Below are 14,846 nucleotides of genomic sequence, written 5' to 3'. Positions count from 1 at the left end.
TTAAATTTACACCCAATATTAGGTGTTAAAGCTTCTGCCTTTCCAAGAATACTCGCCACGAAAACTTCCCAATACGACAATTACACTTATCGCTGCATATATATAGGTATGGAGTAAAAATTTCCAAAGCTGAATTTTCACGTCAAAAAATCGCGCAGATAGCCATATAAAAACGAAGTCGGTTGCTAATTTAAAAATTATAAGCAACGTATAAACCATCCAATTTTCAAAATTGAAGATTAATAAAAACGGTAATATTAGCAGTATAAGATTCACTAAAAAAACCTGTACACCCAGCAGCATTGAAGCAAAATTATTCTGTTTCGAAACTTTAGAAGCCCAGCGAATGCGTTGATTAATTACATTTTTCCAGTTTTTTTGAGGATTTGTTGATACAATAGCTTGAGCCGATTTTAAAAACTGAACCTGTCCGGGGAACTTGGCTCTCATCTTTTCCAAAAGAAAAACGTCGTCTCCGCTTGCAAGGTGATCGTTTCCAACGAAGCCATTTACTTTAAAAAATGCATCTTTAGTATAAGCAAAGTTCGCACCGTTGCTTAAAATTGGGTTTCCAACGCCAAAACTTCCAATGGCCACTGCTTGAAGGCTTAAGGCATCCAACTGCTGAAAATCTTCAACAAAACTGTTGTTGCCCCCATAGATTACGGGCCCGCAGACCATCACGGGGTTTTTATGTTGAATAAAAGCATCAAGGCTTTTTAACCAGTCTTGTGGTAGTTTACAATCGGCATCGGTGGTAATTATCCATTCATGGTTTGCGTTTTTAATGGCTTCCAAAATGGCATCTTTTTTTGGCGAATTGGAAATGCGCTTATTCGATATGCAGTGTATGGAAAACGGAATTTTCTCACTTGCCGCTATAATAATTGCTTCGGAATGGTCTTCTGAAGCATCATTGACAAAGAGTATCTCAAGCAAGTCTTTAGGATATTTCAGCTTTGCTATAGAATTTAAAAGCTCAGGAAGGTTTTCAGCTTCATTTCGATAGGGAATTATTAAGCTAAACTTTTTTGAGATTCCTGGTCTAGCTGGAGGAAAAACAGCCACTTTCTTATAGCCATAGACCAAAATCATGATAGCGATAAAATAGCTAGCAAAAAGTATGGAAAGCCCTATAATCATGAAATACTGGGTTGGTAGGTGGCTACGTAAAAGCTTCCCACAAGCGCGGGAAGTACAAAGTTTAAAAGCCACATTGCTAGTACCGTAGCTAAAACGGTTAATTCTGGAACTCCCGCAAATGAAAATACCCAAACTGCGATTCCACTTCGGATTACTACATCGAAAATAAAAAATGTGGGAAGTATAGAAACCAAAAAATACATGGCGTAGATTAGTAAAAGGGCTTCTAAAGTGCCAATTTTTGCACCAAAAAATAATAATAGTCCATAAAAAAGAGCGCTAAAGACTAAGTAGCGAACAACGGAATATAGAAAAACTCTCAGTTTTACCGAAAAGCAGAGTTTTTTAAAAAAATCAAAAGCTTTCAGAATAGAAAAGCCTTTAAAGCCAAATTGCCTTTTCCTAAAATAATATCCGAGTCCTAAAATAGATGTGGCAATACATCCAAATATGGCAATGTTTTTATAAGCAAGACTTAAGTTGAATTTTTGAAATAGGTATAAAAGTCCGATAATGCCGAAAATACTGGTAGTTATCATTTGGATGCTTCCCGAATAAAAATTGAGCAACAATACTTTTTTACGGTGTTTCGCCTCAAAAAACAGGGCTTTTGCGCCGTACTCTCCAATGCGGTTTGGCGTTGCCAAGGAGACCGTCAAGGAAGCCAAAGATTGTTTCATTGCAGTTTTAAATCTGATGTTTTTAAAAGTAGAAACAAGGGTTTGCCATTTCCGGATTTCAAAATACCAATTGGCAACCGCGAAGAGCAGAGCCAACATCAATACATATCCGGCAATAGGTCCTTTAGAAAGAGTGATTGCTGCAAATCCTTCAATAGTGAGCGTTTGCGCGTTGTTTATTTTATAAAATATATAACCAAAGCTAATGCTGAGCACCAAAACTTTTGCAAGGACAAGTAAAGGTTTTTTTATTTTGTAGGAAATGGCGGTCATCGTGCTAAAGTACTAAATGATATGCTTTCATTAAGCTATTAGGCTCAGTTTTAAAGTGATTGCCGTTTTAACTTTTTAGAATCAATGCGAGTAGATAATGAATGTTTTCTATGGCGTTCCTTTTATGAAAAAAGATATGAATTTAAAGATACACGCAATTACTCCATTTTAGTGAACAATGTCCATAACCCTTAAAAATTCACTTCAAAATAGGCTGTTAATGGGTTGTTAAAGGAGAGGCTTTTCGTGTGGACTCAGTTATAATTCGTTAATTTTAAGAGTATAAAATACGTTATTATGCAACAAGATATATACAACCTCAAAAAAACGCTCGATTCTTCCAAAGATAAACTTTCCTATTACAGTTTGCCCGAATTAGAGAAACAAGGATATGATATTTCAAAAATGCCTTTTTCTATTCGTATTCTTTTGGAAAATGCCCTGCGCAATTACGACGATTTTTCTGTAACAAAAGACCATTTGGAAACCATATTAAACTGGAAGTCAAAAGGCAGCGAAGATGATGTGGCTTTTAAACCCGCTCGGGTATTGATGCAGGATTTTACCGGTGTGCCTGCCGTGGTTGATATAGCTTCCCTTCGTGCCGAAATGGCCAGAAAAGGTGGAGATGCTTCAAAAATAAATCCGTTGATTCCTGTAGATTTGGTTATTGATCACAGCGTTCAGGTAGATTATTTTGCGGCACAATATGCGTATCAGCAAAACATGGAAGAAGAATACAAACGAAATAAGGAGCGTTACACCTTTTTAAAGTGGGCGCAACGATCGTTTGATAATTTTAGTGTTGTACCGCCGGGGATGGGTATTTGCCACCAAGTAAACCTGGAGTATTTTTCTAAAGGTGCCATTGCCCGAGACGGGATGGTTATTCCAGATACGCTAGTAGGTACTGATAGCCATACGCCAATGGTAAACGGAATTGGCGTGGTTGCATGGGGTGTTGGCGGTATTGAAGCGGAAGCCGCAATTCTTGGCCAGCCCATTTATTTTATAAGCCCAGAGGTAATTGGTTTAAAACTTACCGGAAAACTTCCGTTGGGAACAACCGCAACCGATTTGGTACTTACTATTGCAAACTTACTTCGTAAATATGGCGTGGTTGGTAAATTTGTTGAGGTTTTTGGTCCCGGGCTCGATAATCTTTCGGTGCCAGATAGAGCTACCATAGGGAATATGTCGCCAGAATTTGGGTGTACCATTACCTACTTCCCCATAGATGATAAAACCTTGGAATATATGCGAGGTAGTAACCGAAGTGAGGAGCAAATTCAACTTGTGGAAGATTATTGCAAAGTCAATATGCTGTGGCGCGAAAATGAAGATAAAATTGAATATACCGATGTTCTTGAATTGGATATTTCAGAAATACAACCCAGTGTGGCGGGGCCAAAACGACCACAGGATAAAATTCTTCTAAAAGATTTAAAAGAGAAATTTATTGAGCTGGAACACGCTTCCTTCGGAAGAAAGTACATTGCGCATGGCGAACGTGAAGAAGCAATCACACGTTGGAAAGAAGAGGGCGGAAGCCAACCCGTAGAACCGGCGAAAGATCCCGCACCCGATGTGGAAATTGAAGCAAAGATTAAAAACGGATTAAAAACCGTGTGGATTTCCCAGGGTAACGAAAAGTTTATGCTTTCAGACGGAGCTGTTGCCATTGCTGCAATTACTTCCTGCACCAACACTTCAAATCCATTTGTGATGATTGGCGCCGGCTTGGTTGCTAAAAAAGCGAGGGAACAAGGAATAGACGTAAAACCTTGGGTAAAAACTTCCTTGGCACCGGGTTCCAAAGTGGTAACCGATTATTTGGAAAAAGCAGATTTGCTAAAAGATCTTGAGGCACTGCAGTTTCACTTGGTGGGGTATGGCTGTACTTCCTGTATTGGTAACTCAGGCCCGCTACCTCCAGAAATTGCAAAAGCCGTAGATGAAAATGATTTGGTTGTAACTTCGGTGCTTTCGGGTAATCGTAATTTTGAAGCTCGTATCCATCCACAGGTGAAAATGAATTTTTTAATGTCGCCAATGCTGGTGGTAGCTTTTGCTATTGCAGGACGAGTAGATATAGACCTTACCAAAGAACCTTTGAGTTGCGATAGAAACGGTAAGGCCGTGTATTTAAAAGATATTTGGCCAACCGATGATGAAATCCACGAAGTAATGAGTGATGTGCTTACACCAAAAGACTTCAAAAAGAATTATGATGAAATATTTGAAGGCAACGAAATTTGGAGAAATCTTGAAGTGCCAGACGATAAACTCTATCAATGGGAAGATGACTCTACATATATTAAGGAAGCCCCGTTTTTTAAAGACCTTCCAGATGACCCCAAACCTTTGAAAAATATTGAGGGCGCACGAGCATTGTTAAAGCTGGGCGACAGTATTACCACAGATCATATTTCGCCAGCGGGAGCTTTTGCTGAAAATTCAGCTGCGGGAAAATACTTGAAATCCAAAGGGGTTGAAAGAAAACACTTCAATAGTTATGGATCAAGACGAGGTAATGATGAGGTTATGGTTCGTGGTACATTTGCCAACGTGCGTATAAAAAACCAATTGGCCGACAAAGAAGGCGGCTATACCACTCATCTTCCTACGGGTGAAGAAATGACGGTTTTTGAGGCTGCAGAAAAATACATTGAAGATGACACGCCTCTTGTTGTACTCACAGGAAAGGAATACGGAAGTGGTTCGTCGCGAGACTGGGCTGCCAAAGGAACAATTCTTTTAGGAATAAAAGCCGTTTTGGCAGAAAGCTATGAACGCATCCACAGAAGTAATTTAATCATGATGGGCGTGCTTCCACTTCAATACTTGGAAGGGGAAACTGCAGATTCGCACGGGTTGACGGGGAAAGAGACTTTCAGCATCACCGGTATTGAAGATGATTTAACGCCTTTGAAAAAAGTAACGGTAACTGCCACCAACGATGATGGCAAGAAAATTGAGTTTAAGGTTCTCGCAAGACTGGATTCCCCAATTGAAGTTGCATACTACCAAAATGAAGGTATCCTGCAATTTGTTTTGCGCCAGTTTTTAAAGAAATAATTTCATGATTCGCAATTTGGGGTTTGTCTAGGCAGACCCCAAATTAAAGAATCTGGAAGAAGCAGTTGCATGATTTTAATTGTAAACCCTAGATTACTTCGAAAAAATTTTAATGGCATCACGCTTTGGCCTTTTGTGGTCCTAAGGCATCATGCTTTAAAAGAAAATGCCGTGTTGTTAAATCACGAGCGTATTCATCTTCGGCAGCAGTTGGAAATGGCACTGATTTTCTTCTATTTGTGGTATGGGCTTGAATTTTTGTACCGCTGCATTCAATATAAAAACCGCAATAAAGCCTATAGAAATATTTCCTTTGAGAGAGAAGCCTTTCGTCATGAACACGACTTAGCGTATTTAATGAAAAGAAAGTGGTATGGCTTTACGGCCTATCTTTAATTTTGAAATTTTCTATAGCAATTACCCATTAACAAATAACTATTACACAATACATAATGAGCATTCTTTTTTCCCCATTAAAAATAAGAAACACAACCTTTAAAAATCGAACGGTGGTATCGCCTATGTGCATGTACAGTGGCATTGATGGTTATGCCACCGATTTTCACCTAGTGCATTTAGGAAGCCGTGCCGTAGGAGGTTCGGCTTTGATAATTCAGGAGGCCACCGCCGTTTCGCCTGAAGGAAGAATTTCGTACGGCGATTTAGGTATTTGGAACGATGAACATATTCGGAAACCAAGAGAGATTGTAGATTTCGTCCATTCGCAAGATGCGTTGATTGGAATTCAATTGGCGCATGCCGGTAGAAAAGCGAGTCATCAATTGCCGCAGGAAGGAGCGAAAAAAATAGCACCCGAAGCTAAAAACGGATGGCAAACTGTTTCTTCTTCAGCCTTGCCCTTTAGAGAAGAAGAGCCTGCCCCAATTGCCTTAGATGCGCAAGGAATTCAAAAAGTAAAAGACGATTATAAAGCTGCTACGCTCCGTGCATACCGGGCGGGTTATGATGTAGTGGAAATTCATGCGGCACACGGATACTTGTTTCATCAGTTTTATTCGCCATTGGCAAACAACCGTACCGATGAATACGGTGGAAGTTTTGAGAACAGAATTCGGCTCTTGCTAGAAGTTACTGAAATTGTTCGGAAAGAATGGCCCGATGAAAAACCGCTTTTTGTACGTATTTCGGCAACCGATTGGACTGAGGGAGGTTGGACGATTGAAGATTCGGTAAAACTTGCCGTTGAATTGAAAAAGTTAGGGGTGGATGTAATAGATACTTCTACCGGCGGAAATGTTCCAAAAGCGAAGATTCCCAGTGCGCCAAGTTATCAGGTAGAATTTGCAGCGCAGATTAAAAATGAAGCTAATATTTTAACAGGAGCCGTTGGTCAAATTACAACAGCTTCCCAATCGGAAGAAATATTAAAACAGGGGAAGGCCGATTTAATTCTCTACGGAAGAGAAAGCCTTAGAAATCCATACCTGCCACTTCAGGCTGCCCATGAGTTGAATGATACGATAGATTGGCCCATACAATACCAAAGAGCTAAATTATAACTATGAATAAGAAAGAACAGCACAACATAAATATTCCGTTTTCTATATTGGATTTGGTTCCAGTAATTGATGGAAAATCCCATAAATCGGCAATGGAAAGCAGCCTTGCCTTGGCGCAACACGCCGAAAACTTAGGTTATAAACGCATTTGGATTTCGGAGCACCACAATACCGAAAGCCTAGTAAGTTCTGCTACACCGCTAATTATTGGCTATTTGGCAGAAAACACAAAAACCATTCGCGTGGGTTCTGGTGGAGTAATGTTGCCTAATCATGCGCCCTTAATTGTCGCCGAACAATTTGGAACCCTAGCCACCTTATATCCAGACCGAATTGACTTAGGACTGGGCCGTGCTCCGGGAACCGATCAAAATACTGCACGGGCCCTTAGAAGGGAGCGTGTAGAAACGGTGAACGATTTTCCAAAAGACGTACAGGAACTCCGACAGTTTTTTTCAAAATCGAATAAAAACAGTCTGGTAAGAGCCATTCCGGGCGAAGGTCTTGAGGTGCCGTTATATCTTTTAGGCTCTAGCACTTTTAGCGCGCAGTTAGCTGGAACGCTGGGCTTGCCTTATGCCTTTGCCAGCCATTTTGCGCCCACCCATTTGCACGATGCCCTGCGGTTATACCACAGTAATTTTGAAAACTCAAAGCAATTAGAGAAACCCTATGCTATGGCGTGTGTAAATGTAATTGTAGCAGATACTGATGAGGAGGCGGAATACTTGGCCACGAGTATGAAACTGTTTATGTTGAATATTATCAGAAACACGCGCTCCCCACTTCCGCCGCCAGTAAAAAGCATGAACGGACTTTGGAGCCCAATGGAAGAAGCGCACGTTTCAAAAATGATGCGATATACTTTTGTGGGAAGCAAGGAAACGGTTCGCAATAAAATTCTTGGCTTTATTGCGGAAACACAAGTAAACGAGATTATTACGGCTGCATATATCCATGATCAGGAAGCTAGACTTAAATCTTTTGAGTTATTGGCTCAACTAAAGCAAGATTCTTCCGTTTAATGACTACGGTCATACTTTAAGTGGTTCTATTTTTAGAAATTTATAGAAGAATTTAAAAGGATAAATATCATGAAAAAAAGAGAACCGATTTCATCAATTATGACCAAAAATGTCATCACGTTAAACCATACGGATGATTTAGAGACCGCAGAACGAATATTTAAATCGAAGAAAATACGGCATATTCCCGTGGTAAGTGGCGAGGCAATCATTGGAATTTTAAGCTATACGGACTTGTTGCGAATTAGTTTTGCCGATTCAATTGGCGAAGATGAGACTGACATTGACACAACGGTTTATAATATGTTTACGATAGAACAAGTTATGGCGAAAAATCTAGTGAGTGTTGAATCTACTTCATCTATAAAAGAAGTTGCCGAAATTCTTGCAAAAAAGGAATTTCATGCCTTGCCCGTAGTGGATGACGGAAAGCTTGTTGGCATTGTTACCACTACCGATTTAATCAATTACCTAATAGCCCAGTTTTAGATACCTTTTTCCGATATTGAAAAGTATAAATTGCTTTAAATAGTATTGGCTTTCAACAAACCATAGTATCTTCGCAAAAAACGAAAGATATGTTGAAAGCCGTATTATTTGATATGGATGGGGTTATAGTTGACACTGAACCCTTGCACCGAAAAGCCTATTTCAAAATGTTTGAAGAGGTGAATATTGATGTAGATGAAGCCTTATATGATAGCTATACGGGGCAGGCTACTTTGCCAATATGCCGAGATTTATGTGAACACTTCAATCTTTCTGAAGCCCCTGAAACCTTAGTGAAAATAAAAAGGAAGCATTTTAAGTATCTTTTTGATAATGATACTGACTTTGCGCTTATAGATGGTGTTTACGAGCTGATTAAAGATTACTACAACAACGGCTTGACTTTGGTGTTAGCGTCTTCGGCGTCTATGCCTAATATCAATCGTATTTTTGATAGGTTTGATCTTAATAAATATTTTAAGGCAAAAATTAGCGGTGCCGATTTAAAAGCGTCAAAACCGCATCCTGAAATTTTTGTAAAAGCCGCTCAGCTCGCTGGAGAACATGTTGACAACTGCATGGTAATTGAAGATTCTACTAATGGTATAACCGCTGCCAAAGCTGCAAATATTTATTGTGTAGGTTTTAAAAGCCCACACTCCGTTAATCAAGATTATAGCAAAGCAGATAAGGTGATTACGAGCTTTAAGGAAATAGCGTACGCAAACCTTACGAATCTCTAATATCTAATTGATGCTATCTTTATTGCGAAGCCTTTAAAAGTCTTTTTGTCTTCCGTATTTTAAAATACAATATTATTGCAGAAGCCGATAGACAAACCACGGCAATAAGCGCCATAGTAATTAAAGGGGTTTTTATATGATGAAATTCGGCGTGGTTTAGATAGAGTAGCCTGAATATTTTCAGATAATGTGTCAAGGGTATTAAATCGGCAATAGACTGTACCCAGACTGGCATTTGACTCAATGGCCAAGTAAAACCACTTAAAATAAAACTTGGCGTGGCCACCACCATTAAAACTTCAGTAGCTTTTAATTGATTGGGTAAAACAATACTTACCAAAACACCTATGCCACTTACGGCCAATACAAAAACCAACGTACTCAGCATAAAGGCCCAAAACGCTCCGCCTATTACCATATTGTAATATTTGGAAAAAGCCCAATACAATAGAATAATACCGACAGACATAATTAGGTATGGAACTATTTTTACGGCTAACATCCCAAAGGGATTTGGCATTTTCTCTACCAATTCGGTAAAGGTTTCGTTTTCATATTCCGAGGCAAAACTCAAGGCAAGACCGAGTAATAATATTTGCTGAAAAACCGTCAACAAAACTCCAGGTAACATAAAAAACAAGTAATTCCCGCTACGGATGCTTTGCTTTATAATGGTGGTTTTAAAGGGTTCGTAATTATGCGAAGCAATATATTGCGGCACCCCTTTTTTCATTTGTGACTCAATCTGGATTCCGGCTTTCATGGTCATGGCCACGGTATTAACAGCCATCAAGGCGGTATTGGATGTCAAGGTATTGGAGGCATCGACAAAAAGCGTAATTTCAGGGAGGCGATTTTGTTGAATTCCGGCTGCAAATCCCTTGGGGATATCAATTATCACAGTGGCTTCCAAATCAATTGCTTTATCCTTTACACCGAATAACGAGGGGCGTACTGCTGCTACTTCAACGCTTTCGCTCTCTTCTAACATGTCGATAAATTTAGTGCTCATCGGGCTATGGTCCTGATCTACCACAATCACTGGAAGGTCGGTTATTTTTCCTTTGTGATACACTCCGCCTATTAACACCCCGTACAAAATTGGAGCTCCAATAAACAGCAGCCTCAGCACCTTATTGCTAAAAAACAGCCGAAATTCTCTTTTTATTAATTGGATAAATTTCTTCACAGCGAATTATTTCTGAAATTCTAAGGAAACGGTTGCTTTGGTAACCAGATCTTTTACTTTTTCTGGGTTTGTAGGTCGAACCAAGACTTCAAATAAAGTTTGTTGCATATCAAAATCGGGATAGGCCGTGGCAATGTTTGCATAAGAACTCAAGGCTTTTATAGATGTAATTCTACCATCGATTAATTCCATTTCCTTATAGCGTACTTTTATCTTTACCTTTTCTCCTTTCGTGATATCTCCTAAGCGCTCCTCGGCAATTGTAAATCTAAAATGCACGGAGGAATTAATGTAACCACTTATTATTGGATAACCGGGCAAAGCCAGCTCACCAATTTTTAGGTTGATGTTTTCTACCGACATGTCTTGTGGGGCGATCATATATTTTTGATCTTCTGCAGCAGATACTTCCGAAACCGCACCTTGGGCTTGCAATTCTTGACCCCTTGCCATAGCTTGTTGTTCTATTCTAGCTCCGGTTTTAGCCTCTTCCAGTTCGGTTTTTGCTGCTTCATATTGATTTCTGGCACCTTGGAACTTTGCATAAACTTCGTCAAAACGCTGTTGCGGAACTAAACTATCCTGTAACATTTTTTGTAACCTATCTTTTGATTTACGAGCAAATTCATATTGCTCTTTTAGTCCATTTACCTTGTTCTGCAACTGTTTTAGCTGGCCTTTTGTGGCTCCTTTTACTGCCATTTGATATTGGGCCTCTGCTGAGGTTAAAGCCCCTTCTGCTTGTTGTTTTTTGGCATCCACTTCCGGAATATCAAGAACGGCCAGCGTGTCTCCTTTTTTTATATTAGCTCCCTCCGTTATTAAGATGCTATCAATAGTTCCCGGAACTTTGGTAACTACGGAAATCTGATCACGTTCAATTTTTCCCATAAAAGCAGGGTCAATTTTCTTCTTATTACAAGACACAAAAAAGGTAAGGGAAGCTATGAATAATACTATGCTATTTTTCATTCTTAATATTTATAGTTTGTAACAATTCGCCAGTTCCTAGAAGGAGTTCTACTGCAGCACTTCGCTGGTTTAAAATTTGGCGGAAATAATTCAGGTTTACTTTATACAATTGGTTTTCAGATGCCAATCGTTCTGTTAAATCAATCAGGCCAGCGTCGTATTGCTTGGTGGCTAAATTTAAGTTGTTTTTGGCCATCTTTAGTTTTTGTTTGGCAACGCCTACCTTTTTTTCAGAGGTTTCCAGATCGGCCTTGTTTTTATGAAATAAAAGCTCAAGTTCCTTCCGAGTTTTCTCTAGTTTTATTTCGCTTATTTCCAAGTCAATTTCGGCTTGTTTAAGCTTTTTGTTATGGGCTCCGCCTTGAAACAAATCCCATTTTAAACCTACGCCTACCGCTGCCATTGGTTCTAATCCAAAACGGTCTGATTCTAGCTTTACGTCACCCGCTACGGGAGCGTCACGAAACGTAAGACTGGAATTAAAGGCATTGAAATAAGATACATTTCCAAAGGCAAAAACCGTGGGAAATCTACCGCCCTTTTCTTTTTTATAAACATGTTCGTTTGCTTTTTTTCCTGATTCTAAGGCCTTCAATTCCACTCGATTGTCTGTGCTCAAACCTTCCTTATTAATTAAAAAAGGCTGTAATAGATAGCCAATGCTTTCCAGTTCACCTTTTTCCATATCTGTGAGGTATTGAAGTTTAGCGTATAATACCGCCTTATTACCATCAGCTTCTATCTGTTTTTCTTCCAATTCTAAAATGGCCAATTTAATTTTATCTCTATCATAAGGAATCGCAAGGCCATTTTCTAGGGCTTTTAAAACCTTTTGATGCTCCTTAGCCAATCTTTTTTCGGAGTCTTTGAGCAGTTTATCTACTTCGTTTAGTAGCATTAATTGGTCAAAGGTTAAGATAACTTCCTTCGCTACTTCCTCCTTGTTGGCTTCTGCCAAAAAACGTTCGGCCTTGGCTTTTTGTTCCAAAGCTTTTACCCCTTCAGAAATTTGAAGACCAGCAAATATTACTTGGCGTACAGAAATGCCTCCTGCTAAAAATTGGGTTTGAAAATCGGAAACAATGGCGTTTTCAAAAATGGCCGTTCCTGTGATGGGCAAATACTGTACAGGAAATTTCTGGCTTAAATGAAAATACGAATATCCATATCCGCCCATAAAAGAAATGTGTGGGAATTTTTTAGCCTTTACAGCTTCCATTTCCATTTGGGTGCCGTCTCCTTTTAATTGTTTTAGGTGGATTTCTGAACTTTCCGAAATGGCTTTTTGAATGGGGGCTTTTAAAACTTCTTCAACAAAACTTTGTCCAAACGCCGATATCTGGATAGATAGCAACATTATACCCATCCAAAAAAGCTTTTTATACTTAAACATGTTATGTGTTTTTGTGAGGCAAAGCTAAATTACAAAAAATAACGTATGGGTTTTAAAATAATAAAATTGAATATCCTTACAGATGTAAAATAGTAGTGATGGTATATACAGAAAAAAATAATTGAGGCGAATTCATTCAGGTAAAGGAAAATGGGAAAGGATTGGATTCTAAAAACCTAAAAGGTTGGCAAGTACGTTTTCCGTTTCTGCTTTAACCGATTTCTTTTTCATTGTTTTAAGTCTATTGGTTGAGAGCTGAGGTGCGTTTTCAAAACGAACTACGTTGCGCTCGCCGTGCTTTTTAAGATGACTTCGGATAATGGCATGAGTGTGGTACGTGGGGTGCTGTGGTTTTAGGAAAGGTTCGTAATCTTCAATATTGCAGATGGCATCATTCCGATCAAAAAACCCAAACCCGCGATATTCTCCTGCTACAACCAAAGCAAAGGCTATTTCGGCGTCGGTTCGTCCTTTTCCCTGAATGGCAAAACTTGGGTTGTTCTCTTTTAACGATTGCATAGCAGCCTTAACTTTTTTATTGTACTCGGCTACGCTCTCTGTTTCTTCACAGATTCCCTCACAGTTTTTGAGTCGGTAGTGGGAGCATTTTTCTGTATTGCTCTGCAGGGTGCAAAAACGCGGACATAGTTTAAAGGTTTCGCAGATTTCTTCTAGCTTTTCGGTGGCTTCGGTTCTATTATAAAACGTACTTACCGAATCGTGGACCACTTTGGTTTTTGCCAAAGCCAGCTGAATAATGCCGCGTTGGTTTTCATAGTTAATGATTTCATAGGTAGTAGCCGGCCATTTCTGGGCGCGATTAAACTTTGGGTAGTGCTTTCTGATGTGTTCCGATTCTACTAAAAGTGCTACCAGTTCGTTTCCGGTACGTTCAAAATCTATAAAGTGCGTTTCTTGCCCTAGCTGATATTCCTTGGTTTTTTTATTATAGAAATGTGAGAGTACTCGTTTTTTTATATTTTTTGCCTTCCCAGCATAAATAACCTGGTGTTTTTGGTTTTTAAAAAGATAGATTCCCGCATCTTCAGGAAGTTCGTCAATCTGTTCTGAAGGAAGATGGGGTGGGAGCGTAGCTTGTTTGGAACGCGGATTCAAAAATGTATTTATAATTTCAGAGTCTTCATCGAGTGAAAGCAAGCGTTGAAAAAGAATTACCGTTGCGTCAACATCTCCTTCTGCTCGATGACGGTTTAGATGTGGGATGTTAATAGTACTACACAACCTGCCTAAACTATACGATAGATGACCCGGAATTAATTTCCGCGAAAGCCGGATTGTACATAGTTTTTTGCGATTGTAATGTTGCCCCAAGCGCCTAAACTCACCGCGAATTACGTTATAGTCAAAACTGACATTATGCGCTACAAATATTGCGTCTTGCGTAAAATCTTCAATTTTTTCGGCTATTTCAAAAAATCGTGGAGCACCCGCTACCGTTTCATTGTCAATCCCGGTTAATGTGGTAATGTGCTGCGGAATGTCTCGCTCTGGATTTACCAAGGACGTAAATTTATCAACCACTTCACCATCTTTCAAAAGGGCAATACAAATTTCAGTAATCCTATTGCCGGCAATGCCACCGCCAGTAGTCTCTACATCTATAACTGCGAAAAGGGAAGAATTCATTTCTTGTTTTTGCTGGGAAAACAAATGTAAGAAAATCTATTTGATTGTATTGGATTATTTCCCGTAAAATGGAAATAATCCAAAAAATATTATTTTAGAATCATTAGTGTCCGACAAAGATGCACGACCGCTGCGCTAAATGACTAACGACGTACGACTAGAATTGTAAAGTGTTGATAATTAGGTTAATTCCGTTATGCATATTTTTAAAATGTTTATCCTTTATTGGAATCTCAATAGCAAGGTGTTATATTTAAATATTATTCTAAAAGCTTACTATTGTTGAAACAAGTGGTTTTTTAATTATTTTAATCGGACACTACTATTTTAGAATCATTAGTGTCCGATTAAAAGAGTGAGAAAATTTGTTGAGTCACAGATAATAGGCAATTAGAATATTTTTTATTTAATGACAGCATGCTATTATACTTAGCATCAAAATTTATCGATTAAAAAGTATGTTTAATCAATTTTATCTAGTTTTCAATCCAATCCTGTCCTAAATATTTAACCTGTTCATTTTTTCCATTGATGAAAAAACGAACCAAAAAAATCTAGGCTTACGAAATCTTCTCTAAATTTTTTGTTCGTCCCCTAAATTTTAGGAACTCGCCTTTAAATCCATTGCTTTGATGATTATCTTTGCTGGCTCAAACAGCCTAAAATTTTACGGGAACTTCACTTCAAATTTTAC

Annotated in this window: 12 protein-coding genes; 6 read left to right on the top strand and 6 right to left on the bottom strand. The window is 38.9% G+C overall.

Features of this window, described 5'->3' with window-relative positions; genetic code table 11:
• Positions 1–18: 18 nt before the first annotated feature.
• The gene (locus QPK98_RS15120) at positions 19–1,143 is read right to left on the bottom strand and encodes a glycosyltransferase family 2 protein (RefSeq protein ID WP_310994306.1); all 1,125 of its coding nucleotides are present in this window, start codon (positions 1,141–1,143) and stop codon (positions 19–21) included.
• Positions 1,140–2,096: a lysylphosphatidylglycerol synthase domain-containing protein gene (locus tag QPK98_RS15115; protein ID WP_310994305.1), complete on the bottom strand. Its 957-nt coding sequence runs from the start codon at positions 2,094–2,096 to the stop codon at positions 1,140–1,142. Before QPK98_RS15115 ends, QPK98_RS15120 begins: the two co-directional genes overlap by 4 nt.
• Before the next feature lie 297 nt (positions 2,097–2,393).
• Between QPK98_RS15115 and acnA the strand changes: the two genes are divergently transcribed.
• The 6 genes from acnA (at position 2,394) to QPK98_RS15085 (ending at position 8,951) form a co-directional block, all read left to right on the top strand.
• Positions 2,394–5,174 carry an aconitate hydratase AcnA gene (gene acnA, locus QPK98_RS15110; RefSeq protein WP_310994304.1) on the top strand — a complete coding sequence of 927 codons (2,781 nt, stop codon included), beginning with the start codon at positions 2,394–2,396 and terminating at the stop codon, positions 5,172–5,174.
• A 69-nt stretch (positions 5,175–5,243) separates the two neighbouring features.
• Positions 5,244–5,570 carry a hypothetical protein gene (locus QPK98_RS15105; RefSeq protein WP_310994303.1) on the top strand — a complete coding sequence of 109 codons (327 nt, stop codon included), beginning with the start codon at positions 5,244–5,246 and terminating at the stop codon, positions 5,568–5,570.
• 56 nt (positions 5,571–5,626) lie between these two features.
• The gene (locus QPK98_RS15100) at positions 5,627–6,694 is read left to right on the top strand and encodes an NADH:flavin oxidoreductase/NADH oxidase (protein ID WP_310994302.1); all 1,068 of its coding nucleotides are present in this window, start codon (positions 5,627–5,629) and stop codon (positions 6,692–6,694) included.
• A gap of 2 nt (positions 6,695–6,696) precedes the next feature.
• On the top strand, positions 6,697–7,719 hold the full coding sequence (locus tag QPK98_RS15095; RefSeq protein WP_310994301.1) for an LLM class flavin-dependent oxidoreductase: 1,023 nt from the start codon (positions 6,697–6,699) through the stop codon (positions 7,717–7,719).
• 69 nt (positions 7,720–7,788) lie between these two features.
• Complete coding sequence (locus tag QPK98_RS15090; protein ID WP_310994300.1) at positions 7,789–8,208, top strand: CBS domain-containing protein; 420 nt, start codon at positions 7,789–7,791, stop codon at positions 8,206–8,208.
• Between the two features lie 89 nt (positions 8,209–8,297).
• On the top strand, positions 8,298–8,951 hold the full coding sequence (locus QPK98_RS15085; protein ID WP_310994299.1) for an HAD family hydrolase: 654 nt from the start codon (positions 8,298–8,300) through the stop codon (positions 8,949–8,951).
• A 19-nt stretch (positions 8,952–8,970) separates the two neighbouring features.
• On the opposite strand, the gene QPK98_RS15080 is transcribed toward QPK98_RS15085, so the two are convergent.
• From QPK98_RS15080 to QPK98_RS15065, 4 genes are all read right to left on the bottom strand, one after another.
• A complete protein-coding gene (locus QPK98_RS15080) occupies positions 8,971–10,140 on the bottom strand; it encodes an ABC transporter permease (RefSeq protein ID WP_310994298.1) in 1,170 nt (389 codons plus the stop codon).
• Positions 10,141–10,146: 6 nt separating this feature from the next.
• Positions 10,147–11,112, bottom strand: a complete 966-nt coding sequence (locus QPK98_RS15075) for an HlyD family secretion protein (protein ID WP_310994296.1) — start codon at positions 11,110–11,112, stop codon at positions 10,147–10,149.
• Positions 11,102–12,505 (bottom strand): TolC family protein, encoded by a 1,404-nt coding sequence (locus tag QPK98_RS15070; protein ID WP_310994295.1) that lies wholly within the window; start codon positions 12,503–12,505, stop codon positions 11,102–11,104. Before QPK98_RS15070 ends, QPK98_RS15075 begins: the two co-directional genes overlap by 11 nt.
• A gap of 168 nt (positions 12,506–12,673) precedes the next feature.
• Entirely contained in the window at positions 12,674–14,152 is a 1,479-nt protein-coding gene (locus tag QPK98_RS15065) for an exonuclease domain-containing protein (RefSeq protein ID WP_310994294.1), read from the bottom strand.
• Positions 14,153–14,846: the final 694 nt, after the last annotated feature.

Source organism: Aequorivita marina (genome assembly GCF_031631895.2).
Lineage (GTDB): Bacteria > Bacteroidota > Bacteroidia > Flavobacteriales > Flavobacteriaceae > Aequorivita > Aequorivita marina.
The sequence above is the reverse complement of the archived record's forward strand: the minus strand, read 5'-3'. Positions and strand labels throughout refer to the sequence as shown.

Excerpts from the sequence above, each read along its gene's own strand:
- QPK98_RS15120 (WP_310994306.1), bottom strand. The coding sequence starts at position 1,143 with ATGATTATAGGGCTTTCCATACTTTTTGCTAGCTATTTTATCGCTATC.
- QPK98_RS15115 (WP_310994305.1), bottom strand. The coding sequence starts at position 2,096 with ATGACCGCCATTTCCTACAAAATAAAAAAACCTTTACTTGTCCTTGCA.
- acnA (WP_310994304.1), top strand. The coding sequence starts at position 2,394 with ATGCAACAAGATATATACAACCTCAAAAAAACGCTCGATTCTTCCAAA.
- QPK98_RS15105 (WP_310994303.1), top strand. The coding sequence starts at position 5,244 with ATGATTTTAATTGTAAACCCTAGATTACTTCGAAAAAATTTTAATGGC.
- QPK98_RS15100 (WP_310994302.1), top strand. The coding sequence starts at position 5,627 with ATGAGCATTCTTTTTTCCCCATTAAAAATAAGAAACACAACCTTTAAA.
- QPK98_RS15095 (WP_310994301.1), top strand. The coding sequence starts at position 6,697 with ATGAATAAGAAAGAACAGCACAACATAAATATTCCGTTTTCTATATTG.
- QPK98_RS15090 (WP_310994300.1), top strand. The coding sequence starts at position 7,789 with ATGAAAAAAAGAGAACCGATTTCATCAATTATGACCAAAAATGTCATC.
- QPK98_RS15085 (WP_310994299.1), top strand. The coding sequence starts at position 8,298 with ATGTTGAAAGCCGTATTATTTGATATGGATGGGGTTATAGTTGACACT.
- QPK98_RS15075 (WP_310994296.1), bottom strand. The coding sequence starts at position 11,112 with ATGAAAAATAGCATAGTATTATTCATAGCTTCCCTTACCTTTTTTGTG.
- QPK98_RS15070 (WP_310994295.1), bottom strand. The coding sequence starts at position 12,505 with ATGTTTAAGTATAAAAAGCTTTTTTGGATGGGTATAATGTTGCTATCT.
- QPK98_RS15065 (WP_310994294.1), bottom strand. The coding sequence starts at position 14,152 with ATGAATTCTTCCCTTTTCGCAGTTATAGATGTAGAGACTACTGGCGGT.